General features: G+C 70.7%; 19 protein-coding genes. 5 read left to right on the top strand and 14 right to left on the bottom strand.

Going from position 1 to position 25,990, the window contains the following annotated elements:
- Window positions 1-5 precede the first annotated feature (5 nt).
- Complete coding sequence (locus OG440_RS09160; protein ID WP_406006342.1) at window positions 6-2,126, bottom strand: type IIA DNA topoisomerase subunit B; 2,121 nt, start codon at window positions 2,124-2,126, stop codon at window positions 6-8.
- A gap of 445 nt (window positions 2,127-2,571) precedes the next feature.
- On the opposite strand from OG440_RS09160, the gene OG440_RS09165 reads away from it, so the two are divergent.
- Window positions 2,572-2,802: a hypothetical protein gene (locus OG440_RS09165; RefSeq protein ID WP_406006343.1), complete on the top strand. Its 231-nt coding sequence runs from the start codon at window positions 2,572-2,574 to the stop codon at window positions 2,800-2,802.
- A 138-nt stretch (window positions 2,803-2,940) separates the two neighbouring features.
- On the opposite strand, the gene OG440_RS09170 is transcribed toward OG440_RS09165, so the two are convergent.
- The 7 genes from OG440_RS09170 to OG440_RS09200 form a co-directional block, all read right to left on the bottom strand.
- On the bottom strand, window positions 2,941-3,801 hold the full coding sequence (locus OG440_RS09170) for a S1 family serine peptidase (protein ID WP_406006344.1): 861 nt from the start codon (window positions 3,799-3,801) through the stop codon (window positions 2,941-2,943).
- Between the two features lie 134 nt (window positions 3,802-3,935).
- Window positions 3,936-5,474 carry an RNA polymerase sigma factor gene (locus OG440_RS09175; protein WP_406006345.1) on the bottom strand — a complete coding sequence of 513 codons (1,539 nt, stop codon included), beginning with the start codon at window positions 5,472-5,474 and terminating at the stop codon, window positions 3,936-3,938.
- Between the two features lie 435 nt (window positions 5,475-5,909).
- Window positions 5,910-6,797, bottom strand: a complete 888-nt coding sequence (locus OG440_RS09180) for a FadR/GntR family transcriptional regulator (RefSeq protein ID WP_406006346.1) — start codon at window positions 6,795-6,797, stop codon at window positions 5,910-5,912.
- Window positions 6,798-6,957: 160 nt separating this feature from the next.
- A complete protein-coding gene (locus tag OG440_RS09185; protein WP_406006347.1) occupies window positions 6,958-9,327 on the bottom strand; it encodes an ATP-binding cassette domain-containing protein in 2,370 nt (789 codons plus the stop codon).
- Between the two features lie 129 nt (window positions 9,328-9,456).
- The gene (locus tag OG440_RS09190) at window positions 9,457-10,224 is read right to left on the bottom strand and encodes an NUDIX domain-containing protein (protein ID WP_406006348.1); all 768 of its coding nucleotides are present in this window, start codon (window positions 10,222-10,224) and stop codon (window positions 9,457-9,459) included.
- A 129-nt stretch (window positions 10,225-10,353) separates the two neighbouring features.
- Window positions 10,354-12,273 (bottom strand): glycogen debranching N-terminal domain-containing protein, encoded by a 1,920-nt coding sequence (locus tag OG440_RS09195; RefSeq protein ID WP_406006349.1) that lies wholly within the window; start codon window positions 12,271-12,273, stop codon window positions 10,354-10,356.
- An 813-nt stretch (window positions 12,274-13,086) separates the two neighbouring features.
- Window positions 13,087-15,090, bottom strand: coding sequence for a DUF4192 family protein (locus tag OG440_RS09200; RefSeq protein ID WP_406006350.1), 2,004 nt, complete (start codon window positions 15,088-15,090; stop codon window positions 13,087-13,089).
- A gap of 163 nt (window positions 15,091-15,253) precedes the next feature.
- Here OG440_RS09200 and OG440_RS09205 point away from each other — a divergent pair, with 163 nt between their 5' ends.
- Both OG440_RS09205 and OG440_RS09210 read left to right on the top strand, forming a co-directional pair.
- Complete coding sequence (locus OG440_RS09205; RefSeq protein WP_406006351.1) at window positions 15,254-17,419, top strand: RecQ family ATP-dependent DNA helicase; 2,166 nt, start codon at window positions 15,254-15,256, stop codon at window positions 17,417-17,419.
- 344 nt (window positions 17,420-17,763) lie between these two features.
- Window positions 17,764-18,384, top strand: a complete 621-nt coding sequence (locus tag OG440_RS09210; protein ID WP_356253066.1) for a hypothetical protein — start codon at window positions 17,764-17,766, stop codon at window positions 18,382-18,384.
- Between the two features lie 218 nt (window positions 18,385-18,602).
- Here OG440_RS09210 and OG440_RS09215 read toward each other — a convergent pair whose 3' ends face one another.
- The 3 genes from OG440_RS09215 to OG440_RS09225 form a co-directional block, all read right to left on the bottom strand.
- A complete protein-coding gene (locus tag OG440_RS09215; RefSeq protein WP_406006352.1) occupies window positions 18,603-19,241 on the bottom strand; it encodes a hypothetical protein in 639 nt (212 codons plus the stop codon).
- A 68-nt stretch (window positions 19,242-19,309) separates the two neighbouring features.
- Window positions 19,310-20,011: a ribonuclease HII gene (locus OG440_RS09220; RefSeq protein WP_406006353.1), complete on the bottom strand. Its 702-nt coding sequence runs from the start codon at window positions 20,009-20,011 to the stop codon at window positions 19,310-19,312.
- A 94-nt stretch (window positions 20,012-20,105) separates the two neighbouring features.
- Entirely contained in the window at window positions 20,106-20,729 is a 624-nt protein-coding gene (locus OG440_RS09225) for a TetR/AcrR family transcriptional regulator (RefSeq protein WP_406006354.1), read from the bottom strand.
- 187 nt (window positions 20,730-20,916) lie between these two features.
- Here OG440_RS09225 and OG440_RS09230 point away from each other — a divergent pair, with 187 nt between their 5' ends.
- Window positions 20,917-22,464, top strand: a complete 1,548-nt coding sequence (locus OG440_RS09230; protein WP_406006355.1) for an MFS transporter — start codon at window positions 20,917-20,919, stop codon at window positions 22,462-22,464.
- Window positions 22,465-22,872: 408 nt separating this feature from the next.
- On the opposite strand, the gene OG440_RS09235 is transcribed toward OG440_RS09230, so the two are convergent.
- From OG440_RS09235 to OG440_RS09245, 3 genes are all read right to left on the bottom strand, one after another.
- On the bottom strand, window positions 22,873-23,793 hold the full coding sequence (locus tag OG440_RS09235; RefSeq protein ID WP_406006356.1) for an ADP-ribosylglycohydrolase family protein: 921 nt from the start codon (window positions 23,791-23,793) through the stop codon (window positions 22,873-22,875).
- A 12-nt stretch (window positions 23,794-23,805) separates the two neighbouring features.
- The gene (locus OG440_RS09240; protein WP_406006357.1) at window positions 23,806-24,465 is read right to left on the bottom strand and encodes a histidine phosphatase family protein; all 660 of its coding nucleotides are present in this window, start codon (window positions 24,463-24,465) and stop codon (window positions 23,806-23,808) included.
- A gap of 130 nt (window positions 24,466-24,595) precedes the next feature.
- Window positions 24,596-25,201, bottom strand: a complete 606-nt coding sequence (locus OG440_RS09245; protein ID WP_406006358.1) for a YdbC family protein — start codon at window positions 25,199-25,201, stop codon at window positions 24,596-24,598.
- Between the two features lie 156 nt (window positions 25,202-25,357).
- On the opposite strand from OG440_RS09245, the gene OG440_RS09250 reads away from it, so the two are divergent.
- Window positions 25,358-25,891 carry a TerD family protein gene (locus tag OG440_RS09250; RefSeq protein WP_406006359.1) on the top strand — a complete coding sequence of 178 codons (534 nt, stop codon included), beginning with the start codon at window positions 25,358-25,360 and terminating at the stop codon, window positions 25,889-25,891.
- Window positions 25,892-25,990: the final 99 nt, after the last annotated feature.

The following is a 25,990-nucleotide window of genomic DNA, read 5'->3' on the forward strand; positions in this document are numbered from 1 at the left end:
CGCGGCTATGCGTCGATACGGGACCGGTCCAGCGTCGCCGCCGAGCTGGAGATGAACTCCTTGCGGGGCGCCACGTCGTTGCCCATGAGCAGATCGAACACCTGCTCGGCCGCCTCCAGATCGGAAAGGTTGATGCGGCGCAGGGTGCGGTGGCGCGGGTCCATCGTCGTCTCGGCCAGCTGGTCGGCGTCCATCTCACCGAGGCCCTTGTAGCGCTGGATGGAGTCCTTGTACCGGACGCCCTTGCTCTGGAACTCCATCAGCTTGTCGCGCAGCTCACGGTCCGAGTACGTGTACACGTACTTGTCCTGGCCCTTCTTGGGCTGGGTGAGCTCGATGCGGTGCAGGGGCGGCACCGCGGCGAAGACCCGACCGGACTCGACCATGGGCCGCATGTAGCGGTGGAACAGCGTCAGGAGCAGCGTCCGGATGTGGGAGCCGTCCACATCGGCGTCGGTCATCATGATGATCTTGCCGTAACGGGCCGCGTCGATGTCGAAGGTGCGCCCGGAGCCCGCTCCTATGACCTGGATGATCGCGCCGCACTCGGCGTTCTTCAGCATGTCGGTGACGGACGACTTCTGGACGTTGAGGATCTTGCCCCGGATCGGCAGCAGTGCCTGGAACTCGGAGTTCCGGGCGAGCTTGGCCGTACCGAGCGCGGAGTCCCCCTCGACGATGAACAGCTCGCTGCGCTCGACGTCGTCGCTGCGGCAGTCGGCCAGCTTGGCGGGCAGGGACGAGGACTCCAGTGCCGTCTTGCGGCGCTGGGCGTCCTTGTGCTGCCGGGCCGCGATACGCGTCCGCGCGGCGGCGACCGCCTTCTCCATGACGACCCGCGCCTGAGCTGCCGCATCACGCTTGGCGGAGGTCAGGAACGCCTTGAGCTCCCGGGAGATCACGGTGTTCACGATGCGCCGGGCCGCCGAGGTACCGAGAACCTCCTTGGTCTGGCCCTCGAACTGGGGCTCGGCGAGACGCACCGTGACGACGGCGGTCAGGCCCTCCAGAGCGTCGTCCTTCACGATGTCGTCCTCGGCGACGCGCAGCAGCTTCTTGGCGCGCAGCACCTCGTTCATCGTCTTGGCGATCGCCTGCTCGAAGCCGGCGACGTGCGTGCCGCCCTTGGGCGTGGCGATGATGTTGACGAACGACTTGAGGTTCGCGTCGTAGCCGGTGCCCCAGCGCAGCGCCACGTCGACGCCGAGCTCACGGGTGACCTCCGTCGGGGTCATCTGCCCGTGCTCGTCCAGGACCGGGACCGTCTCCTTGAAGGTGCCCTGCCCGGTGAAGCGGAGGACGTCGCAGACGGGCTTGTCGGTGGCCAGGTACTCGCAGAACTCGCTGATGCCACCGTCGAAGCGGAAGGACTCCTCGCCCTTGCTTCCGCCCTCGCCGAGGCCGTACTCGTCGCGGACGACGATGGTCAGGCCGGGCACCAGGAACGCGGTCTGGCGGGCACGCTGGTGGAGGTTCTCCAGCGAGAGCTTGGCGTCCTTGAGGAAGATCTGGCGGTCGGCCCAGTAGCGCACGCGCGTGCCGGTCCGGTTCTTGGCGATCCGCTTGACCTTCCGCAGGCCTCCCGTCTCGAACTTGGAGTCGGGGCCGTCCGCGGCGAAGGCGCCCGGGACTCCACGCCGGAAGCTGATCGCGTGCGTGTGGCCGCTTCGGTCCACCTCGACGTCGAGGCGGGCGGACAGGGCGTTGACCACGGAGGCGCCGACGCCGTGCAGACCGCCGGAGGCGGCGTAGGAGCCGCCGCCGAACTTGCCGCCGGCGTGCAGCTTGGTCATGACGACCTCGACGCCGGACAGACCCGTCTTGGGCTCGACGTCGACGGGGATGCCACGGCCGTTGTCGCGGACCTCCACCGAGGCGTCGTCGTGGAGGATCACCTCGATGTGGTCGCAGTAACCGCCCAGGGCCTCGTCGACGGAGTTGTCGATGATTTCCCACAGGCAGTGCATCAGACCACGGCTGTCGGTCGAGCCGATGTACATACCCGGGCGCTTCCGCACGGCCTCGAGGCCCTCGAGGACGAGCAGGTGCCGCGCGGTGTAGTTGGAACCGTCCCGGTCTGCTCCTGCCAGCAGCGCTGTGGACGGCACGGACGTTTCGGCGGTCACGCGGTTCGCTCCTCGCTGAATTTCACTTGGGGCCCTTCTGGGTAAGGGCGCGGCTTGGGTAGCCGCCAAGAGGGTACCGAGGCCTGGTAGAGCCGTTGTAACGCCACCCTCGTCCGAAACTCAGACTAGTCCAGCGTCGCATGCGTGTTCGATCCCTCGATGGAGTGAAGTACATATCACGTTCCCTTCGGGGCATGAACCATTTAGGCTCCGGGCACGTCCTCATGAACAAACCGGCAAGCCGGCCGGGAGGACCGAACCATGACCGACAGAGCGAAACCGTAAGCACCACAGACCACGCAATACGGCACATTCGCCGCCAAACCGGCAGCAGACGGCCACCTCGGAAAGATTTTTTCGAGGACAAGCCACGAGCGGGAACGTTTTGGGGCTGGTTGGATGTTGACCCTGGTACGACAGCTCGTCGAGCTAGAGAAGAGGCGACGTGACTACTGTTCTGACCCCCGCGAGCCCGCTGACGGCCGCTGACCGCTGCGACCGCTGCGGCGCCCAGGCGTACGTACGCGTCGTGCTGCTCAGCGGCGGAGAACTGCTCTTCTGCGCCCACCACGGCCGCAAGTTCGAGCCGGAACTCAAGAAGATCGCCGCTGAGATACAGGACGAGACAGAGCGGCTGACGACCGTTCCGGGCTCCAGTTCGGAAGAAGAGCGCTGATCTGCGCGTCCACGACGAGCCAAGACCGGCACAGGCCGGTATACGGGCGGCCGTCCCCTCCCGGGGGCGGCCGCCCGCTCGTGTGGCCCGAGACCGCCCGACCACGGCCGCGAGGCGGCAGAGCTCGCTCCGACGCCCTCAGGGGGCCGGTTGACCCCTCCCAGTGCCCGCGCCCGCCCAGCCGAGGGTCTTCAGGGCGTCGGACACGCGCGTGTAGACGCCCGGGCTTCCCGCCCGCCCGCAGCCGCTGCCCCACGACACGAGCCCGATGAGTCGACCCTGTGCGACCAGCGGCCCGCCGCTGTCCCCCTGGCAGGCGTCACGGCCGCCCCGTTCCTCCCCGGCGCACACCATGCTGCTCGCGTCGTAGGTGCCGTCGGAGGTGCCCGGATAGGCCCGCTCGCAGGACGCGTCGGACATCACATGGACACGCGCCGCCCGCAGACTGTGGGCGTACGCACCGAACCCGGTCTTGTCGCCCCAGCCGTAGACGACGGCGTCCGTGCCCGCCGCGTATGCCGGGTCGCCCTCGGGCGCCATGCCGATGACGGCGGCCGCCGGAAGGGACCGGGCGAGGGTGAGCACCGCGAAGTCGCCGCCGTTGCCGGCGCTGTCGTAGCCCGGATTCACCCAGACGCTGCGCACGGAGACCTCCTGCCCGGTGTCCCCGTACAGGTCCGTGCGGCCCGCGACGACCTTCAGGTCGGCCAGCTCCCCCGGCGGCGCTCCGAGGACGTCCTCGCCCATGCAGTGGGCCGCGGTGAGCACTGTGGACGGGCCGACCGCCACGCCTCCGCAGAACTGCCCGGAGCGCATACCTCCGAACCGGTCACGGCTGGACAGGGCGACCGTCCACGGGCTCTGGGAGACGTCGACCGGGAAGCCGCCCACGACCACACCGTCGGAGGCCGCCGGGGCGGCGGAGCCCAAGGGTATGGCCACCGCCGCGGCCGCCAGGATCAACGGCCGGGACAAGGCCCGGACAAAGAGACGACGCATGCGCGCTCCTCACTCTGGAGTGACTGATGGACACCCAGAGTCATCCAGCGCGCGGCACCCCGCACCCTCGCGGCGAAGCCGAAGGCCCGGTCCCCCTTACGGGGACCGGGCCTTCGGCTTCGTACGGCTACGACCTAGTCGAGGTAGTCGCGCAGCACCTGCGAACGGGACGGGTGGCGCAGCTTCGACATGGTCTTGGACTCGATCTGACGGATGCGCTCGCGCGTCACGCCGTAGACCTTGCCGATCTCGTCGAGGGTCTTCGGCTGACCGTCGGTGAGACCGAACCGCATGGAGACGACGCCCGCCTCGCGCTCGGACAGGGTGTCGAGGACGGAGTGCAGCTGCTCCTGGAGGAGCGTGAAGCTGACCGCGTCGGCCGGGACCACGGCCTCGGAGTCCTCGATGAGGTCACCGAACTCGCTGTCACCGTCCTCGCCCAGCGGGGTGTGCAGGGAGATGGGCTCACGGCCGTACTTCTGGACCTCGATGACCTTCTCCGGGGTCATGTCGAGTTCCTTGGCCAGCTCCTCCGGGGTGGGCTCGCGGCCCAGGTCCTGGAGCATCTGACGCTGCACGCGCGCGAGCTTGTTGATGACCTCGACCATGTGCACCGGGATACGGATGGTGCGGGCCTGGTCGGCCATCGCGCGGGTGATCGCCTGACGGATCCACCAGGTGGCGTACGTGGAGAACTTGTAGCCCTTGGTGTAGTCGAACTTCTCGACCGCGCGGATCAGACCGAGGTTGCCCTCCTGGATGAGGTCCAGGAAGAGCATGCCGCGGCCGGTGTAACGCTTGGCCAGGGAGACCACCAGGCGGAGGTTGGCCTCCAGCAGGTGGTTCTTGGCGCGCCGGCCGTCCTCGGCGATGATCTCCAGCTCGCGCTTGAGCTTCGGGGCCAGCTTGTCGGCGTTGGCCAGCTTGTCCTCGGCGAACAGACCGGCCTCGATGCGCTTGGCGAGCTCGACCTCCTGCTCGGCGTTGAGCAGCGGGACCTTGCCGATCTGCTTGAGGTAGTCCTTCACCGGGTCGGCGGTGGCACCGGCCACGGCGACCTGCTGGGCGGGCGCGTCGTCCTCGTCGTCGTCGGAGAGGACGAAACCCTTGTTCTCGGTCCCCTCCTCTTCCTCTTCGCCGGCCTTGACGTCCTCGAGGACCTCTTCCTCGACAGCCTCGGCGTCGTCCTTGCCCGCGGTCTTCTTGGCCGCCGTCTTCTTGGCGACGGTCTTCTTCGCGACCGCCTTCTTGGCGGTCGTCTTCTTGGCAGCCGCCTTCTTGGCGGGGGCGGCTTCGTCTGCGGAATCGTCCACAGCGGGAGCGGCCGGGGTGGCCGGGGCGGCCGTGGCGGTGGCCTTCCTCGTGGTCACCGCCTTCGCCGCGACCGTCTTGGTGGCGGTGCGCTTGGCCGGACTCTTCGCTGCGACGCTCTTTCGGGTGCGCTTGGGTTCCGCGGCACTGACCATCAGCGTCACACCCTCTTCCTCGAGGATCTGGTTGAGGCTGCGCAGTACGTTCTTCCACTGAGTGGCCGGAATCTGGTCAGCTTCGAAGGCCCGACGCACATCGTCGCCGGCGATCTGCCCCTCAGCCTTTCCCCGCTCAATGAGCGCCATGACAGAGACGGACTCGGCGATCTCAGGCGGGAGCGTACGGGATGTGCTGGCCGACACGAACAACCTCTCGGAACGTTGGAAAACGGCTTCCGGCCCCGTCCGTGACGGACAGGAGCCGACCACCGGCCTGGGGGTGGGCCGACGGTGCGGGCGGGGGCCGGGAGGATGCACAGCGCCTTGAACGGCGTCCGTATTCCCTCTGCGGCAGTCACCTCTTAGGTCATCGCGTTGTTTCCACAAGCGTTACGCCCAATCTTCGTGGCCCGAGTCACACCCCGTAAGTGCGCAAAAGAGATCAGACGCGGACAGAAGAGGTCACCCATGGAGCCTACCGGTGCCGCCGGGACCGGTGCCGCCCCGTCGACCGTCGGACCCCGCAGGCCCCGTGGCGGGTTCTGCGGGGTCCGACGGGAGTGGTGCGGGTGAAGCACGGCCGAGGACGGCGCGGGAGGGGGAAGACGCCCCCGAGCGTTCCCCCCGCGCGCGCCGCGGTCAGTGTTCGCGTGGCGCCGGCACGACTCGCTCCACCTCGGGGTGAACGGTGAGCAGCTGCCGCATGGCCGTCTCGGCCGCGGTGCCGTCGCCCGCGGCGAGGGCGTCCGCGATCCGGCCGTGATGTCCCAGCGACGCGTCGTTCGGTCGGTCACAGCCCGTTACCGGCCCACCGGAGACCTGAAGCGCGGACGACACGATCCCGGAAAGGTGCTCCAGCATGCGGTTGCCCGCGACCTGGATGAGCAGCGAGTGGAACTCGGCGTCGGCCCGGGAGTAGGTGAGCGCGTCACCTTGCCCCATGGCGTGCGCCATGATCTCGACCATGTCGCCCAGTCGCTGCTGGATGTCGGCCCGACCGTGCCCCGCGGCGAGACGAGCGGCAAGCGGCTCGATCGTCCAGCGCAGCTCGTTCAGCTCACGCCGCTGATCATCGCGCTGGGGGCCGAACGCCCTCCACTCGATGATGTCCGGGTCGAGAAGATTCCAGTCGCTCACGGGACGCACGCGCGTGCCGACGTTCGGCCGGGCACTGACCAGGCCCTTGGCCTCGAGCACGCGCAGCGACTCGCGGACGACGGTGCGGGACACCTCGAACCGCTGACCGATCTCCTCGGGCACCAGCGGGCGGTCGGCGCCCAGGTCGCCCGCGACGATCATCTGACCGAGCTGCTGAACGAGTTGGCCGTGCAGTCCGCGCCCACGGCTGCCCGCGGTGCGGCGGCCCACGCGGCCGAGCTCAGGCTCCGCGGAATCCCAGACGGAGGCTCCGACGCGTTCGGCCCCCGGGGCCTCGGCGAAGGGATAGCGGTCGAGTTCGCCCGGGCCGGCCAGACCGGAGTCGGTGGAGCGGGCGGCGGTCATCATGGTGTGCGCAAGGGTACTCACGGATCCTTTGTCGGCGCTGCTCCCAACTCCCTTGAGGTCTTTGGTGAAAAGCACACGAAAGGGTGATCGCTCACCCCGTCGCAATTGACGCCTTATCGGAAAGAAATGGGCTTTCTTCGGGGAGTTGCGCACACGCCGGGATCGGATCGGCCCACGGTGGTCATCGGACCCTGTTTCGCAAGGTTGTGAGCAGGTACGCGCAGAGGAGAGTCGCGAGCGACAACGTCATTGCGCCGCCGACCGGTTGGGCGATCACGCGCGCCGCGGCGGTCAGATAACGCTCTCCGCCGAAGGGCCACTGCACCAGGAGCAGCTCGCGCAACCTCATCGAGAATCCGGCCGCCGTCCGCACGGACGTGCTCTCCACGGCCTTCTGTACGACGGGCAGAACGACGACGGGCATGGCGACCACCGCCGCCAGCCCGGCCGCGGCGGATCGGAAGACACCGGCCGCCAGTACCCCGGTCCAGGCGCAGCCGACCACGAGGCCGATCCAACTCGCGCTCAGCGAGAGCCAGTCCGCGGGAACCTGGGCGACCTCCCGTCCGTAGACGAGATAGAGCGCTTCGGCGTCGCAGCCCACGGTGACGAAGGCCAGCATCAGTGCGGTGAGAGCGGCGACGAGGAGCTTGGCGGTGAGCAGTCCCAGCCGCCGGGGCACGGTTCCGCGGTCCGCGGCCAGGGCGGGGTGACGGAACTCGTCTCCGAAGGCGAGCGCGCCGAGCAGTCCCGCGCCGAGTGCGGCGGGCGGCAGCGGAAGCTCCGTGGGCCACGCGGTCAGCAGCCGGGTCTGCGCGGTGTGGCCGGCGCGGGCCAGGAATACCGAGGTGAGGGCGGAGACGATCAGCACGGCGGCACCGGTGGTGAATCCGGTACCGATCCCGGTGGCGCGCCGGAGTTCGTAGCGGAGCGGACGCAGGGGGCTGGGGGCCGAGCGGACGGAGATGGGAGGTGGCAGGGCGGACAGGGTGTCGACTCCGCGCGACGCGAGGGGTCGGATGGGGCGCCGGGTTGAGGGCATGACAGACGAGGCCGCAGAGGAGGGGGCGGCGGGGTGGTCGCCTGAGGTGGCGCCATCGACGGGGTGGTCGCCTGAGGTGGCGCCATCGACGGGGTGGTCGCCTGAGGTGGTGTCGTCGGCAAGGCGGTCGACTGAGGTGGTGGCCTCGGCAACGAAGGCGCCTGAGGTGGCGCCGTCGGTGGTATCGGCTTCGCCGGGCCGCCGGAGTTCATCGAGGAGCGTGCCTGCCGAGGCGGCCGGCACGTCGGCGGGGTGCCTGTCACGGCCGGTCGGGGACGCCGTCGCTTCCGGGGTGCCCGCGGTCCGTCCGACGGCAGTCGGTGCCGTCGGGCCGGACGGGAAGTCGCCGTCGGCGGGCGCCAGGGCGCGGTCGCGGGGCGCCGCGTCGACCGGCCGGTACGGCTCCGGGGACGGCGGCGGATCGTCGTCGGGGCCGCGCGGCGCGTCCACGTCGCGTGCGTACCGGGATTCACCCGCCACGCGCGCGTCTCCCGGAGCCTCCGTGCGTTGCGTGCCCGGATCGTCGACGACGACGGTGGGCGGTTGCCCGCCCGAGGGGTCCTGGCCCGTCCGCCCCGGGGGGCCCGGCTTCGTCTCGGAGTGCGTCCGCCGCGCAGGCGTCGCTCCGGCCCCCGGCCCCATGTCGCCTGCCTCGTCCGCGAGTTGGTGGACCAGGATGTCGTGCCGGAACGCCGTCTCGCCGATGTGGGCACAGCTACTGCCGTACACGGAGAGCCGGTTGCCGTCCTCCTGCACCACCTCTACGGAGCGTTGTGCGGCTCGGGCCTCCCTGGCGAGCACGGCGGCCAGGCGGACGGCGTGCGGGCTGCGGACTGCGACCCGGGGGCGCAACCGGGTGCGGGCGAAGTCGGCGGCCTCCTGGTCGGCGACCAGGGTGCCACGGTCCAGGGTGATGACCCGGTCGGCGTTGCGGGCGGCCTCTTTGGGATCGGTGGTGGTCGTCAGGACCGTACCGCCCTGGTCCGCGTGGGCGCGCAGCATGCCGTACAGCCAACGGTTCTCCCGCCCGGAGAGACCGTGGGCCGGATCGTCGAGGACCAGGGTGTGCGGGTCCGCGAGAAGAGCGCAGGCCAGGCCCAGCCGCCGGTCCATACCGCGGGACAGGCTGTCGAGGCGTTCGTCGCGCAGGCTGACGAGGCCGACCACCTCGAGCACTTCGTCGGCCCGCCACCCCGGGACGCCCGCGGCCGCGCACAACATGCGCAGGTGGCCCCGGACCGAGCGGGCCGGGTGCCCGGGCACATCGCCGAGAAGGACGCCGACCTCACGCGAGGGATGGGCGATGCGGTGCAGCGGACGACCACGGAAGTAGGCCAGTCCGCGCCCCTGTTGGAGTTCGAGCATGAGTCTCAGCGCCGTGGTCTTGCCCGCGCCCGGCGCTCCGAGCAGCACGGTGACGCGGCCCGCGCACGCCTCGAAGGAGACATCGTCGACGGCGGGCGGAAGCGCCTTGCGGGAGTTGCTGGTCAGTCCGAAGGCCTGGATCACCCGTAGCAAGATAGCGCGTTATATCCCTTTTTTCCGTTCACCGCACGGTGACGCCATCCGCCGTTGCGCAGTAGCGGATCGCCGACCGGCGGGCCTTCCCCGTCCGTCAGTGGGTGCGGTAGGCCCGCCTCAGACCTCGGGCCGCAGCATCGGCGGGTTGAGCAGGGTCGCGCCGCCCGCCCGGAACAGCTGGGCGGGGCGGCCGCCCTGCCGAGTGGTGGTGCCACCGGTGGGCACCAGGAAGCCCGGCGTGCCCGTCACCTTGCGGTGGAAGTTGCGTGGGTCGAGTGCCACCCCCCAGACCGCCTCGTAGACCCGGCGCAGCTCGCCGACCGTGAACTCGGTCGGGCAGAACGCGGTCGCGAGTGACGAGTACTCGATCTTCGAACGGGCCCGCTCCACGCCGTCCGCGAGGATCTGCGCGTGGTCGAAGGCGAGCGGTGCTTCCGGGGCGACCGGTTCCCCGTCGCGGTCGTAACCGCCGTGCTGAAGCAGTTCCTCGACCGGCGCCCACCGCGCGTTGCTGGCGTCTCCGCCCGCTCGCGGCGCCGGCAGGTCGGGGGCGAGCGCCAGGTGCGCGACGCTGACGACGCGCATCCTGGGGTCACGCTTGGGGTCGCCGTACGTGGCGAGCTGTTCCAGGTGGGCGCCGTTGTCGTGAGCCGGGACCGAGGGGTCGTGGGCGTGGAGGCCGGTCTCCTCGGCCAGTTCGCGCGCCGCGGCCTGGGTGAGGTCCTCGTCGGCCCGTACGAAGCCGCCCGGGAGCGCCCACCGCCCCTGGAACGGCGCCTCGCCCCTGCGCACCGCCAGCGCGCACAAGGCATGGCGGCGCACGGTCAGCACGACCAGGTCCACGGTGACGGCGAAGGGCGGAAAGGCTGACGGGTCGTAGGGCATGCGGCGATCATAGTCGTCTTCCTGACGATAAACACTCCCTTCGTCGGCCGCTTCGATGGCTGATCCACTTCGGTGCCGCACGGCGGTCGTCACCCGCTCCGGCCGCGCCTCGAGCTGCGTCGTACGAGGTCACACTCCCAATTGCAGGCCGTCGGCCGCTTCCTCCACCAGGGCGAGACCGAGCCGACTGACCCGTACGGAGAAGGGGGCGCCGGCCACCCGCAGCCCGCTCAGGCCGATCTCACCCAAGGGTGCGCCGCGCAGGGGGCGCAGCGTGACCGTTCCGGCCGGGGCGTCGGGCCGCACGCCGGCCAGGGTGGTCAGCAACAGGACACCGGCCGCCGCCGCGGTGGCGGCGGGACGACAGGCGGCCGGATGGGGAAGCGGGGCTCTGCCGTCACCACGTTGCTCCCCCGCGTACATCTCCGGGAGCCGGTGCCCGAAGGCTTCGGCCGCCGTCAGTACGCCTCGCAGCAGCACGGCGCTCTCCTTCTCGAATCCCGCGGCGGCCAGGCCCGCGACGGCGATCGCCGTTTCCTGCACCCGGACCGCACCGCTGCGGTGGCCGAAGGGGTTGTAGCCGGCCTCGTTCGCGCCGAGGCCACGGAGCCCCCAGCCCGAGTCCATGACGGGGCTGCCGAGCAGCCGGGCGAGTTGCTCGGTCTGCACCCGGTCCAGCAGCCCGGGGGCATGGGCGCCACCGCCGAGCAACCCGGTGTCGAGGAGATGGACGGTCGTCGCGCAGAGGTGGGGAAGCGGCCGCCCGTCCGCGGTGCGGGCGGCCGCGGGCCGGCCGCCACCGGGGTCGTCGATCCAGAAGTCCCGCCGGAAGGTGGCCCGCAGTTTGCGGGCCCATTCCCGTAGCGCGCCCCCGCCCGGTCTGTCGCGGGCTTCGAGCAGGTCGGCGCCGAGCAGTGCGGCCCGGTAGGCGTGAGCCTGTGTCTCGCAGCGGACGGGGCCACCGGGCTGGAGGTCGCCCAGATACGGCCCCTCGCCGACCGCGGTGCGCAGCCAGGTCAGGCAGCGCTCGGCCGCCGGCAGCAGTTCCTCCGTCTCGAGGTCGGTCAGGCCCCATCGGCGTGCCTCCGCGAGCAGTACCGGGAAGAGCAGGGTGGCCTCGGTGCTCGTACAGACCGGCGGGAGATGCGCACCCGCATCCCGCCGGGGGCCGGGGATCATGCCGCACCGTGGCCCCGGGGCGGTGTTCTGCGTGCGGGCCAGGATGCGCAGCGTGCCCACGGCGAGGCGGGTCCCGAGAGGCAGGGCCATGCGGGCCGCGGCAAGCGCGTCTGCCGGCGCCAGGCCGCAACGCCACGGCGCCCCTGCCGCGAAGTGGGTGTCCGCGGGATGCGCGGGGTCGCGCACCAACAGGGCCTGAAGATCCGCCACGCTCGTCGCCAGCAGTGCCCCCACGCGCGGGTCGTCGCCCGTCGCCTGTGCCGCCGCCAACGGGCTCGTGGCCGCACGTCCCACGGCCCGGACCGGCCCCGCACCGTCCAGGCGGACCCTCAACTCCACACGGATGGTGCCACCGGGAGGCACGTCGAATTCCCAGCGCAGCAATCCCGCGGAGGCGATCGCGTCAGCCGGGGGCGGGTCGGCCGTGACGCTCGACGCCCCGGCCGCACAGGACCACCGCAGACCGCAATCGTGGACACTGGCGGCCAGTTCGGGCCCCACGGTGCCGGACGCGATCGCCCCCAGGTCGGCCAGATCCGTGCCGAGTGCCACCTCGACGGGGAGGCGCAGGGGCCGGGCGGCGGCACTGTGCAGCGTGATCAGCTCCGTACCGTCGGCGCAGCGGGTCCGCTCCACGATGACGTCCGGGTCCGGGCCACCGTGCGGTGTGACACGGAGCGTGCCGACGAAGCGGGCCCGGTCGGCCGAGGTCATCCGGGCCTGGACCGCCAGCGGTTCGCGTCCCGCCACCCGCACCTGGCAGCGGGACAGGATGCGCCGCCCCGCCCGGTAGAACCCCTCCAGGCCATGGCCCGTCAGCTGCCCCTGTTCCGTCGAGACGGCGAGGCCCGGCAGGGCGACGCAGATCATCGCCGTGTGAGCGGGTGGCAGACCGACGGAGCGAGGCTGGGTCGGCGCGCCGGGTGGAGGCCCGGCGCCTCTGGACGAGGACGTCGGCGGGCGACGCACTGTGCCGGCCGACGACTGGAAGGGGGACGTACCGCGGGCGCCTGGGCCGGCGGACAAGCGCGGGCCCTCCTCCGGCCCGACGAGCGGAGAGGATGACGAGGTGCGGCGGCTCTCGGCGGGAAACCCGGCCCGGGGCGGACCCGGTCCGTCCGCAAGCGGTGGGCCGGTCCCCGCGCCAGGGGTCGGCGTCGAGATGTCGTAACCGGAGCGTTCGTCGGCGGCGGAGGGCGGAGTCGGCTGATGCATGCGGTGACTTCTTCTGCTCTCTTGTGCGCCTCGGGCATGGTCGAGGCCGGGTGGACGGCTCCGGCAGGGCGGGTGCGCTGCGGCGGCACGACCCGTGCGGGCGTTCCGCCACTCAGGTGAACGGGGCGGGGCTCCCCCAGGTCACGCTCCCGGGCCGCAGCCCCACCGAATGGCCGCCGGATCCGGACCGGCGGCGCCTGCTTCGGTGCACGCCGGGCCGGCGTCGGCTTGGCAGCACGCCGGACCAACTGCGGGGTCACCCGTCCCCTTCGGGACGTGTGTCCGCAAGGGACCGCCGTAGGGGGCCGGCCGTAGGGGGACCGGCTTCAGGTGAGCCCGCTTCAGGTGGCTGGCTCCAGGTCCTGGCCACAGGCGCTCACCGGGCAGGGCAGGATGTCAACCCGCCCCCGGCTTCGGTGATCGCCGATTCCCCACGCGGGACCCCCTCTTCACCATGCGGCAGGGGTGTCACCCCGTCCCGCTGGTGCTGTCGCTGTCGGACCGCAGACCGTCAGGGCAGTCGTCACGACGCCGCGCGGTGGCCTTCCCCGCGGGTCGGTTGCGGGATCCTCCTCGGCTCGGGGTGGCCGGGCGCGTGACGTGCGACCTCGGCGTGTGAACACGACGCGCGTTCGCTCCCTGAGCGCGGCGTTGCGGTTCCCGACCTTCTTGCTCTTGCGCTCCGGGCGTTGCCTGGGTGTGATCCGCGTCGGCGCCGGTGGGACGGACGCGGCGACGCCTGCGAGCAGCGGTGGGGGCGGATGTCGGCCCGGGTTCCGAGGTGCCGGTGGCTGAAGTGTGCGGGACCGAGCCGGAGGCGTCCTTCCCCTCGCCGGGTCGGTCCTCGTGCTCGGCTTGGGCGGAGCCATGCACATCCTCGGGGTCGCCACTGCCCTTCACGTCGTCGGATTCGCCGGAGCCGCGCGCGAGGTCGGGTTCGTCGGAACCGTCCCCTTCGCCGGAGCGACTCCCCCGGGCCGGGCGGTCTCCCTCGCCGGAGTGGATCTCCGCTACCGGACCTCGGAGGTCCGTGGCCCCGTCGCCGCCACTCCCTGTTCCGTACAGTCCTGCGCGCAGCTCCTTCCCGTGCCTGTCCTGTGAGCCGTCGGAGGTCTCGGAGGTCGCGGATCCCCCGGAGCCGTCGGAGTCGTCGGCCGCGGCCGCCGTATCCCCACGGGTCTCCACAGCCGTGGACAGCTCGCGTGGCTCGCGGTCGGCGCGCAGGCAGCGTCGTACCGACTCGGGGTCGAGGCCTTCGTTGCAGGCCTGGTGCAGAAGGCGGGCGAACAGATAGTCGGGGTCCACGCCCAGCGCCATGGCGAAGGCCTCCCTTGCCTCCAGATCATCGCCGCTGGACCAGGCCACCCAGCCGGCGAGGGTGAGCACTGCCGCCGCGTGTTCGCTGTACGGTCCGACGCAGCGCCGTGACAGGGCCCGCCAGAGACGCAGGGCCGGGGCCGCCTCGTCACCCTCCATCCACCCGGCCGCCCGGTCCCGCGTCGCCCGGTCCTGAAGGCCGAGAATCAACGCCGCGGCTTCGTCGGATCCGAGCAGTTCGTCATCTCGGCGGTCCGCCAGGTGCACACCCGGCACGACGGGCGCTTCGGCGAGGCGGCGCACAAGCCGTTCAGCCAGTTCCAGCGTCTGCTCGGCCACCGCGGCGCGGGTCGCGTCGTCGAGGATCCTCGGGATGAGCGCCATGCCGACGGCGTCCAAGGCGATCTCCTGCTCCACCGCGGCACCGGTCTCCAGGGGCAGCAGCCGGGCACGCAACTCGCGCAACGTGCCCCGCACCTGAATCCCCGCGTAGGTCGCGGCCGCGGCCAGCACGGAGGTACCGGGCAGCCCCATCGGCACCCCCTCGACCGGGCAGCAGCCCTTGCCTCCACAGCAGTACGACCAGAAACGGCCGTCGGTGATGCAGAGCGCCTCGATCACGGGAACGTCGAGGCGGCCGCATTCGATACGCAGCCGGTGGGCCAGCGGCTGAAGCCGCTCCATCACCTGACGGCCGGTCTCCCCCTTCCCCGGTTCCTGGCAGAGGTAGGCGACCATGCTCGCGGGACGGGTACCGCGGCGTTCGCTGCCCTTCACGAGCCCCTGCGCCAGCTGCTGGGCGACGGCTCCCCAATCGTCCGGGTTCGCGGGAATGCCGAGCCGGGCCCGGCCCCCGAACCTGCCTCGCCCGCCGCGGTCGTGCAGGGCGACCAGGACGATGCTGTCCTCCGGCCGGTACCCGAGCAGGTAGGGCAGCGCGTCGGCCAGCTCCCCCGGAGTACGCAGGGTGACCTGGTGGTCAGCGGGGCTTGTGCCGTACCCGACGTCTCCGTCGTACCTCGTGTGGCTGACATAGGCCGGGTGCTGGTGCTCCAGTCCGTCGCCGCCATCCCCTCCGTCTCGTCCGTCCCGTCCGTCCCGTCCGGTGATGTCGCCGTTTTCGGAGGATCCAGTGGTTTCGCTGTGATTCGTCATGCGCCGACGATCTCGCGGATCATGAAGTTCCGCTTAGGCCTGTGGATAAGTCGGATCAGGGACACGTCAGACGTGGGGAGTGGATGGCTGCGGGACCGCTGAGCGACGCGTGCTGCCTCCCGGCACCGACCGGATTGTCAGCGCCGTCCTGTTGTATGGAGGCATGGAGCACACGAGCAACGCGGATCTCCGGGCCGACGCCGACACCGTCCTAGCCCGCCTCGTCGGTGACGCCACGGGCGTGGCACGGCTGCGCGAGGACCAGTGGCGGGCGATCGAGGCGCTGGTCGCGGACCGGCGCCGGGCCCTGGTGGTGCAGCGGACGGGATGGGGCAAGTCCGCCGTCTACTTCGTGGCGACCTCACTGCTCCGAGCCCGCGGCGCCGGCCCCACCGTGATCGTCTCTCCGCTGCTCGCGCTGATGCGCAACCAGGTCGAGGCCGCGGCCAGGGCCGGTATCCACGCACGGACCATCAACTCCTCCAACACCGAGGAATGGGCCACCGTGCAGGCCGAGATCGCCGCCGGCGAGGTCGACGTCCTGCTGGTCAGCCCGGAGCGGCTCAACAACCCGGATTTCCGTGACGAGGTACTGCCCGCACTCGCGGCGGCGACCGGACTGCTGGTGGTCGACGAGGCCCACTGCATCTCCGACTGGGGTCACGACTTCCGCCCGGACTACCGTCGGCTGCGGACCATGCTCACCGATCTCCCGCCGGGTGTACCGGTACTCGCGACGACCGCGACAGCCAACGCGCGCGTGACGTCCGACGTCGCCGAACAGCTCGGCACCGGCGGCACCTCCGACGCCCTGGTGCTGCGCGGCCCGCTGGACCGCGAGAGCCTCAGTCTGAACGTGTTGCGGCTGCCCGACGCCGCGCACCGGATGGCCTGGCTCGCCGATCGCCTCGACGACCTGCCCGGATCCGGAATCATCTACACACTCACCGTCGCCGCCGCGGAGGAGGTCACCGCGTTCCTGAGGCAGCGCGGCCACATCGTCGCCTCGTACACCGGACGCACGGAGAACGCCGACCGGCAGCAGGCCGAGGAGGACCTGCTGGCCAACAAGGTCAAGGCACTGGTCGCCACCTCCGCGCTCGGCATGGGCTTCGACAAGCCCGACCTCGGGTTCGTCGTGCACCTGGGCTCGCCCTCCTCCCCCATCGCCTACTACCAGCAGGTGGGCCGCGCGGGACGTGGTGTGGAGCACGCGGAGGTGTTGCTGCTGCCGGGGAAGGAGGACGAGGCGATCTGGGAGTACTTCGCGTCGCTCGCCTTCCCGCCGGAGGAGCTGGTGCGCCGCACCCTGGACGTCCTCGCGCGCGCGGAGCGGCCTGTGTCGCTGCCCGCCCTTGAACCCTTGGTGGAGCTGCGCCGCTCCCGCCTGGAGACCATGCTGAAGGTCCTCGACGTGGACGGGGCGGTCAAGCGCGTCAAGGGTGGCTGGCTCGCGACCGGGCGGCCGTGGACGTACGAGACCGAGCGGTACGAGTGGGTTGCCCGGCAGCGCAAGGCCGAGCAGGACGCGATGCGGCAGTACGCGTCGACGACGGACTGCCGGATGGAGTTCCTTCAGCGCCAGCTCGACGACGAAGGCGCCAAGCCCTGCGGCCGCTGCGACAACTGCGCGGGAGCGCGATACACCGCCGAGACGTCCACGGCGGCCTTGGATGCCGCGCGAGTGGACCTGGGCCGCGCGGGAGTCGAGGTGGAGCCCCGCCGTATGTGGCCGACCGGTCTCCCGGCGATCGGCGTGGAGCTCAAGGGGCGCATCCCGGCCGGTGAACAGGCTTCGACCGGGCGAGCGTTGGGGCGCCTCTCCGACATCGGGTGGGGCAACCGGCTGCGCCCGATGCTCACTTCCCAGGCTGCCGACGAGCCGGCTCCCGACGATGTGGCGAAGGCCGTGGTGGGGGTCCTGGCCGACTGGGCGAAGGGTCCCGGCGGTTGGGCCTCCGCGGTGGCCGACGCCTCACCGCGTCCGGTCGGCGTGGTCACCATCGCCTCCCGCACCCGACCGCGGTTGATCCACTCGCTGGGGGCGCGTATCGCCGAGGTCGGCCGCCTGCCGTTCCTGGGCTCGGTGGAGTACACCGCCGACGCCTCGCCGATCTCCCGCAGCAACAGTGCCCAACGCCTCAAGGCGCTCCACGGCATGCTGGAGGTGCCGCCGGCCCTCGCCACCGCGCTGACCGAGTCCTCGGGGCCCGTTCTGCTCGTGGACGACTACACCGAGACGGGCTGGACCCTCGCGGTCGCGGCCCGGATGCTCCGTCGCGCGGGTGCGCCCGGGGTGTTGCCTCTGGTACTCGCCGTGCAAGGGTGACCACAGGTGGCGACGGACGACGCCCGCCCCGAGGCGCCCCCGGTCGCCTTCCGGCGGCGCTCCGGCGGCAACGTGCCGTCGAATCCACCGCTGCGGAAGCGCGCACGAGGCGTGAGCTGCCGGCTCACGTGTCCTTCCGCGAATCAGTGGGTAAGGATATAAGTCACTCATCGTCACATAACGGTCGGTGACCCCAATTGCTCGTTGCCGCATCCAAGTTCGGCAGGAAGAATTGAAGTCCGCTCCCCGCACGGCTCGACCGTAGCCCGGTAGGGCTCTGCTGCGGCGTGCGCTCCCCCGAACCCGACCCGCCCGCAGTGTGGGCCGTAGCCGAAGGGAGGATCGTGACCTTCGGATTCGCTCCGTCCTCGGCGGCATCGCTGTCGACGTCCACGTCCGCCACCTCCGCCACCCGCTTGCTCGAACCCGCCGAATGGGCAGCGGCCGGCATCCCGCTGCTGCGCAACCCGCGGGAAGTCGTCAGCGGACTGCACTCACGGCACCGGCCACGGCCGGCGACCGCGATCGTGGCCGTGCTCGACCCGGACGAACGGGTGCGGGCCAGCGCCTCGTTCACCCGGCGCCAGGCATCGTCCGACGGCTGGATGTTCCGCAACGCCCTGCTCGCCCAGCTGCGTCGGGTCATCCCGCACGACCTGCGGCTGCGTACGCCCGTGCGCACCGCCGTACTGCTCTACTGCCGGGACGGCGACGCGCGTTGGACGGAGGAGGACGGTGCGTGGATGTGGGGGCTGCGTGATGCCTGCACACTGCACGGGTTGCGCTGTGGCGCGTACATCACTCTGACCAGGGACGGCTGGCAGGTCCTCGGCGAGGGCCGCGGCGGCCGGCGGCCGCACGCGGACTCGACTCCGGAACCCTTCGCCCTGTCCGAGGCCCCGCCGCCGCTGCCGAGGACCGGCGGCTCCGCCTCCGAAGTACTGCGCCGCGCGGCCGCCCGCTGAGAAGCGGGTGATCGGTCACCGACCCGCGAACACGTCGGCCCTCGGAAGGCTCGAGCCTCCCGAGGGCCGCTGCGTATCGTCGCGCGCCGAGACACGGTCCGTCCGCGCACGCGCACAGTCGTATCGCGAGGGCACACCGCGGAGGCGCCGCAACAGCGACGCCTCCGTGACGGCGTTGCCTCCGTGACGGCGTTGCCTCCGTGCCTACCGGAACCGGTTCAGACGCCCGCGCCCAACGCCGCGTTGATCTGCTGCGGGTTGCCACAGACGATCAGGAGGGCGGCGGCCCGAGCGCGCGCCAGCGGCAGAACGGTGGCGGGCACGCTGTCGGGACCGCCGTTGACGGCGACCACCACGACGGGACGCACGCCCGCCCGGTCCACCACCGCGGCGTCGGCGTAGAAGACGTCGTCTCCCGCGTCGTGCTGCGCCCAGTAGGGCGCCTCGCCGAAGGACAGCTCATGGGTGGCCCACGGGTGCTGCTCGCCGGTGGTGACCACCAGCACGTCCCCCGGAGTACGGCCCGAGTCCAGGAGGAGGTCCACGGCCTCCTCGGCGGCGTCCAGCGCGCCCTCGGCCGAGGCCGGGATCAACTGGATCTGAGGAGTCACCGAAGCGGGCGCCGCGACGGCAGGGGCGGCCGGGGCCGAGGGCCCGGGCTTGGCGGGCACGTCACGCGGGGCGCGCTGCGCCGGTGGCGTGGGCCGGACGGGTCCGGGACGACCGGGACGCGACGGAGCCGCGGGACGGGGTCCGGGTACAGGTCGAGGGGTCGGCGCTGTGCGGCCACTGGCCGGAGTGGCGCGGGGACCCTGGGCACTCTCGTGAATCTGAGGCTCCTGGGGAATGAGAGGCATGAGCTGTTATCTATCAAACGTTGGCGCGGCAAGCGCCAGCGGGTGGTACATCAGTGCGACCGGGATGGTCAGAAGTCGAAGCCGAGTTGACCTTCGACTGCCGGAACGTTCCCGTTCGCCCAGGTACGGGCCTTCTTGAGGTGCCGCCACCGGGGCAGCGCATCAAGATACGCCCATGACAACCGGTGGAGCGGAGTGGGTCCCCGCTCCTCCAGTGCGGCCTTGTGCACAGGCGACGGATACCCGGCGTTGTCCGCAAAACCGAAGTCTGCATGGTCGATACCCAGTTCGGCCATCATTTTGTCGCGCTGGACCTTCGCGATCACCGAGGCCGCCGCGACCGCCACGCAGGACTGGTCGCCCTTGATCACGGTGCGGACCCTCCACGGCGTGCCGAGGTAGTCGTGCTTCCCGTCGAGGATCACCGCGTCCGGGCGGACCGGGAGGGCAGCCAGGGCCCGCCCGGCGGCGAGCCTGAGCGCGGCGGTCATCCCCAGATCATCAATCTCCTCCGGGGAGGCGTGCCCCAGGGCGTGCGACGTCACCCATGTCAGCAGTTCCTGGGAGAGCTCGTTGCGCCGCTTGACGGTGAGCAGCTTGGAATCGGTGAGACCTGCGGGGGGCCGGCGGAGTCCGGTGACGGCCGCGCAGACGGTGACGGGACCGGCCCAGGCGCCGCGGCCGACCTCGTCGACACCGGCAATGACCTTCGCTCCGGTCGTGGCGCGGAGGGAGCGCTCGACGGTGTGAGTGGGTGGTTCGTACGGCATGGCGCCCTTAGATTACGCCGCCGGGATCCCGTCGCGACACCCCCGGTCGGCGCCGGGGCCTCGCCGGCCGATCGCGAGGCCGCCGATTCCGCGCTCAGGGCAGGGCGGGCCGCAGCAGCGGCAGCATCAGCCCGTCGATCATCTCGTCGAGTTCACGGTCATTCCATTCGCACCCGCACATCTTCGACCGATACATCATCATGGCCGGAATAGCATCGAAGACATAGCCGTTCGCCGCGTCAGCCCGTACCTCTCCGCGCTCGATTCCGCGGTTCACGACCTCGCGCAGTAGTTGGACGGTCGGCTCCACGACACCCTCGATGATCAGGGTATGGAAGCGCTCGGCCCGAACCGGATCGCATTCGTGAATGATCGAACGCAAGGCGAGACCGGGGCGGGAGAACATCGCGTCACGGGCGTCACGGCACAACGCCATCAGATCTTCGCGCACGCTGCCCAGATCGGGTACGGCGTCCAGCCGGGGCAGTCCGGCCCGCAGGGCGTCCGCGACCAGCGCCTCCCTGGAGGGCCAGCGGCGGTAGACGGCGGCCTTGCCGGTCTGGGCACCGGCCGCCACCCCCTCCATCGTGAGGCCGTTCCAGCCGACGGTGCCCAACTGCTCCAGCGCGGCATCGAGAATCGCACGTTCGAGCACGGCGCCGCGCCGGCGGGGAGAGGACGCCCGGGCGGGGGCGGCCGTCCAGCGCGAAGTAACCATTCGAGTATCTCCAGCGAGCAGAGGAAGCGGGGATGCCGGGGGTGGCGCGAGGCTCGTGTGACCGCGACGGGGGACACGCCGGGAGGCGACGTCGCGAGTGAACGCTTGCGTTCACTCCGAGAGACTCACTACCGTTGACGGGCCAGTGAACGCCATCGTTCACTAATGCTCTTGTGGGGGACTCATAGTGACAACCTCTCAGCTGACTCAGAACCAGAAACCCGGGGCGGCCCGCCGGGAAGGACACCCCGGCATCGCACTGACCGTGATCGCGGCCTGCCAGCTCATGGTGGTACTCGACGCGACGATTGTGAATATCGCCCTCCCGCACATTCAGGACGCGCTCAAGTTCAGCACCACCGACCTCACCTGGGTCGTCAGCGCCTACACGCTCACCTTCGGCGGCATGCTGCTGCTCGGCGCCAGAGCCGGTGACATCCTCGGCCGGCGCCGCGTGTTCATGACCGGCATCCTTCTCTTCACCCTCGCCTCGCTTCTGGGCGGACTGGCCCAGGAACCCTGGCAGTTGCTCGCCGCGCGCGCCCTCCAGGGCATGGGAGGCGCCATCGCGTCGCCCACCTCGCTCGCGCTCATCACCACCACGTTCCCCGAGGGACCGGAGCGGAACCGGGCCTTCGGCGTCTTCGCGGCGGTCTCCGCGGGCGGCGGCGCCATCGGTCTGCTCGCGGGCGGCATGCTCACCGAATGGCTCGACTGGCGGTGGGTGCTGTTCGTCAACGTGCCCATCGGGGTGCTCATCGCCTTCCTCGCCCCGCTCTACATCAGCGAGTCCGAACGCCACCCCGGACGCTTCGACATAGCCGGCGCATTGACCTCGACGCTCGGCATGGTTTCTCTGGTGTACGCGTTCATCCGCACGGCGGAGGAGGGCTGGGGGGACAGTCTGACGCTCGGCGCCTTCGCGGTCGCGCTGGTCCTGCTGGTCGCCTTCGTTTTCACGGAGGCGCGGGCCAAGGAGCCGATCACACCGCTCAAGATGTTCGCCGACCGCAACCGCTCCGGCACGTACGTGATCATGCTCAGCCTCGCGGCGGCCATGTTCGGCATGTTCTTCTACATCGTGCTCTTCGTGCAGAACGTGCTGGGTTACAGCCCGATCAAGTCGGGCCTCGCGTTCCTCCCCGTCACGGTGGCCATCGCGGCGGGCGCGGGTCTGTCGCAGCGCTTCCTCCCCACGTTCGGCCCCAAGCCGTTCATGCTCGCCGGCTCCGCGCTGGTGGCGCTCGGCCTCACCTGGCAGGCCTTCATCAGTCCCGACAGCTCCTACGTCGGGGGCATCCTCGGGCCGATGGTGGTCTTCGCCTTCGGCATGGGGCTGAACTTCGTGACGGTGACGGTCACCGCCGTCTCGGGTGTCGCCCCGCACGAGGCAGGCGCCGCGTCCGGCCTGCTCAACGCCACCCAGCAGGTGGGAGGTTCGCTCGGTCTGTCGATCCTGACGACCGTCTTCGGCACGGCCAGCAAGGACGAGGCGGAGAAGCAGCTGCCGAGGTTCCTCACGGACGGCACCCCGGAGCAGAAGGCGGAGTTCGCCAAGACGCACCGGTTGCCGGCCCCCTGGGGACACGAGGTGCTCGCCCATGGCATCTCGACGGCTTTCGTCCCGGCCGTCGCGATGGCCGTACTCGCCCTGGCGACGGCCTTCTTCGTCATCCGTGTCCAGAAGAGCGACCTGGAGGCACTGTCCGGCACGGCGGGGCCCATCGCCGGCTGACGGAACGGCACCGCCGGTCGGCCCGGGAAGGTCACCGCCTGTCACACCGAAGGCGAGTCCACCGCTTCCGGGTCGGCCCGCGCGGTCTCTCGACACCGACACCGACACCGACACCGACACCGACACCGACACGATCGTCCTCAGGCTGAACCGCACGCCCACCCCCTCTTCCATGTCCACGGCCACCCGGCCCCTCATCCGCCCGCACGGCTCGCACGACGTGACGCGCACAGCGGATGTCCGAACAACGCGCTGACGGTCACGCAGAGTTCCCATCGGGCACGGAGAGTTTCAACGACCGCCCGGGGCCGGGCCCGCGCGCACTGTTCGGCCGGTGCGACGACGTCGGCCCGTGGTGAGGCGGATGAGGCGAGCGGGGCGTCGGCGGTCGCACGCCGGGCGTCGCTCTCAGACCTCGGGCACCACTCGGCGCGCGGGCATCCAGCCGGGCAGCGCCTCCACCTGCTGCGCCCATGTCTGCGGAGGAGCCCCAGCCCTGCCGGACGCGAGGATGCCGCCCACGATGGCGCAGGTCGTGTCCACGTCGCCGCCGACCTGCGCGGTCGTCCAGAACGCCGACTCGTAGTCACCGAGGGCGCGGGCCGCCGACCAGACCGCGAAGGGCACGGTGTCGTGAGCCGACGTCCGCCTCCCGCAGCCCAGCACTGCCGCCACGGTGGCCGCGTCGGCGTAGTCGAGCATGTCCCTGGCGCGCCGCAGACCCGCGCCCACGGCGCTTTTCGGGACGAGGGCGACGACGCCGTCCAGGAGCGCCTCGGCGCTGGGCGGCCCTGCGGGGGCGCCCACCAGGGCGGCGGCAGCGGCGACCGCCATGGCTCCGACCACGGCTTCCCGGTGCTGATGCGTGGGGTAGGCGGAGATCTCGGCCTGGTGGGTCGCCTGCTCGGGATCGTCCGCGTACCAGGCCCCCAGCGGGGCGACGCGCATCGCCGCGCCGTTGCCCCAGGACCCCTGTCCGTTGAACAGGGCGGCCGCCAGCTCACGCCAGTCGGCACCCTCCCTGACCAGTCTCAGCAGCCGGTTGACCGCAGGCCCGTACCCGCGGTCGAAGTCGTGGTGCTCGGCGAAGGACTGGGCCAGCGCGTCCTGATCGATGCGGTCATGGGCGGCCAGAATCGCCACGACGGAGCAGGCCATCTCGGTGTCGTCGGTCCACTGCCAGGGACCGGGCGGCAGCTCGCGGCGCTGGAGGAGCGGATAGTTCACCGGCACGAAGAACTGTGAGCCCAGCGCGTCACCCAGGGCAAGGCCACGGAGGCTGGCCAGCGCGCGCTCCAGGCGCCGGTCGGGAGAGGAGTCAGCGGTCATCGATCTGCCACCCTATCCGGTGATCCCGTACGGTTCCGGATCTCGCCAGCGGTTGAAGGGCCGGTCGAGTGTGTACTTGTCGTCGTCCCCGAGAACGAGCATCCGCATCTCGGCGTTCCCCGGATTCGCGAGGGACTCGAATTCCGCGACCGTCCAGTGGAACCAGCGCATGCAGAACAGCCGCATCGCGAGGCCGTGGGTCACGATGAGGACGTTCGGCGGGTGATCGGGGGCCTCGAAGCTGCGGAAGAGGCTCTCCAGGAAGCCGCCGACCCGGTCGTAGACGTCGGCGCCGCTCTCCCCCTGGGCGAAACGGTAGAAGAAGTGCCCGTAGGCGTCCCGGTAGGTCTTCTGCAGCCGTACGTCGTCGCGGTCCTGCCAGTTTCCCCAGTCCTGCTCGCGCAGCCGGGGCTCCTCGCGTACCCGTATGAGTTCCGTGTCCAGGTGGAAGGCCCGGAGCGTTTCGTGCGTACGCCGGTAGGGGGAGACGTACACGCTGACCCGCTCGCGGCCGAACACCTCCCGCAGGGTCTTACCCGTCTCCTCGGCCTGCTGCGACCCTCGCTCGGTCAGGGCCAGTGCGTGGTCGGGTTCACGCTCGTAGACGGTGTCATCAACATTGCCCGTTGACTCCCCGTGCCGGACAAGGACGATGCGCCGTGGTCGTGCCATGCCAAAACCCTAGATCGCGTCGCGGCCGATCGAGCACTCGTACGGCCTCCATACAGCGTAGGTCACACAAATCCCGCACCAAAAAGCGCATGCAGCGCACGATCACCGGACCCGCTGGTGCGTCCGGTTTTCAAACCGTCCAGGTCGACTCGAGTTCGACGATGTCACCGGTGAGGGCGGATATGTCCGTCTCCGTCTGGGCGCGCAGTGCGAGCCGCTCCACGCGTTCGGTCCGGTACTTCCCGTGCTCGGCCTCCGAGCGCCACATCGACAGCACCATGAACTCGTGGCCGGGTGCCTCGGCGAACATTCCCCGGATCATGCCGGGTGAGCCGGCCATCGCGGGGTTCCAGACCTTCTCCTGCATGAGGGTGAAGTGCTCGGCACGTTCCTCGTGGACCCGGCACAGGGCCACCCGCAGCAGGTCGGAGTCGGTGAAGCGGGGTTCGAAGCCCGTCTTCACGTCGAAGCGGTAGTCGAACAGCCGTACCTGGGCGTCCTTGAACGTGCCCGACTGAGCCACGGCCAGCCGGTCATGGGAACGCGCCATGAAGGAGTCGTAGAAGGCGCGGCTCTCCCAGAACGCGAAGACATGCGCGACGGAGGGCCGCGCTCTGCTCCAGCCCCCGCCCTGCCCCCGGAACCCCGGCTCCCCCAGAAGCCCCGCCCACTTTCGCTGTCCCCGTTCGAAACCGCGGCGGTCCACCACGGTGCAGCGAATCCACTTGACCAGCACCGCGCCATGGTAAGGCCAGTGGGCGTGGCGTTGGTCACCCTTGTTCACAGAGCGACGCTGCGATGGCGCACGCGCGCGTGGCAGGATGGACAACCGACCCTGAAAGTCGGTGGGTTCGGGGCGATGTCAGACGGGGAAACGGGGAGGGCAATTCCGGTGAGCGGCCTCAACAAGGGAATCCGCAAGGTCGAGATGGCGCTGAAGTGGGACCCGAGTCCGACAGGGCAGCCGCCCACCGACCTGGACATCGTGGCCGCGACCTACCTGGCGAGCGATCCGCACGGGGCCCCTGCCTATGTCGTGCACTTCGACAGTCGCTCCCCCGACGGAACGATCTATCTCAACCGTGACAGCAAGGACGGCAAGGGCTTCGGCTGGGACGAGGTGATGACGCTGGAGCTCGACCGGCTGGACGCGCGGTACGCGCGCGTGGTCGTCGGTGTGGTCATCCAGCAGAACCCGGAGCACCGGACGTTCGTCGGTGTGCTCAACCCCGGCTTCCGGATACGGGAGGGCTACACCGTCCTGGACCAGGACGACTTCGCCGATGTCCTCGGCGCGACCGCGGCGACGGTCGGCGAGTTCCTGCGCGAGTCGTCCGACGGATGGTCGTTCCACCCCGGCGTCCAGGGCTTCGAGGACGACCCGGCGACGTTCACGAGGACCATGGGCCAGGTGCGCCACTCCTGAACGCTCGGAGGACCCCACCGACGTCTCGCGACGGTGGAACCTCCGGAGAACACCGAGGGCGGTGGAGCCGAGAACCGGCTCCACCGCCCTTTGTCAGGT

Source organism: Streptomyces sp. NBC_00637 (genome assembly GCF_045161545.1).
In the GTDB taxonomy this organism is placed as follows: Bacteria; Actinomycetota; Actinomycetes; order Streptomycetales; family Streptomycetaceae; genus Streptomyces.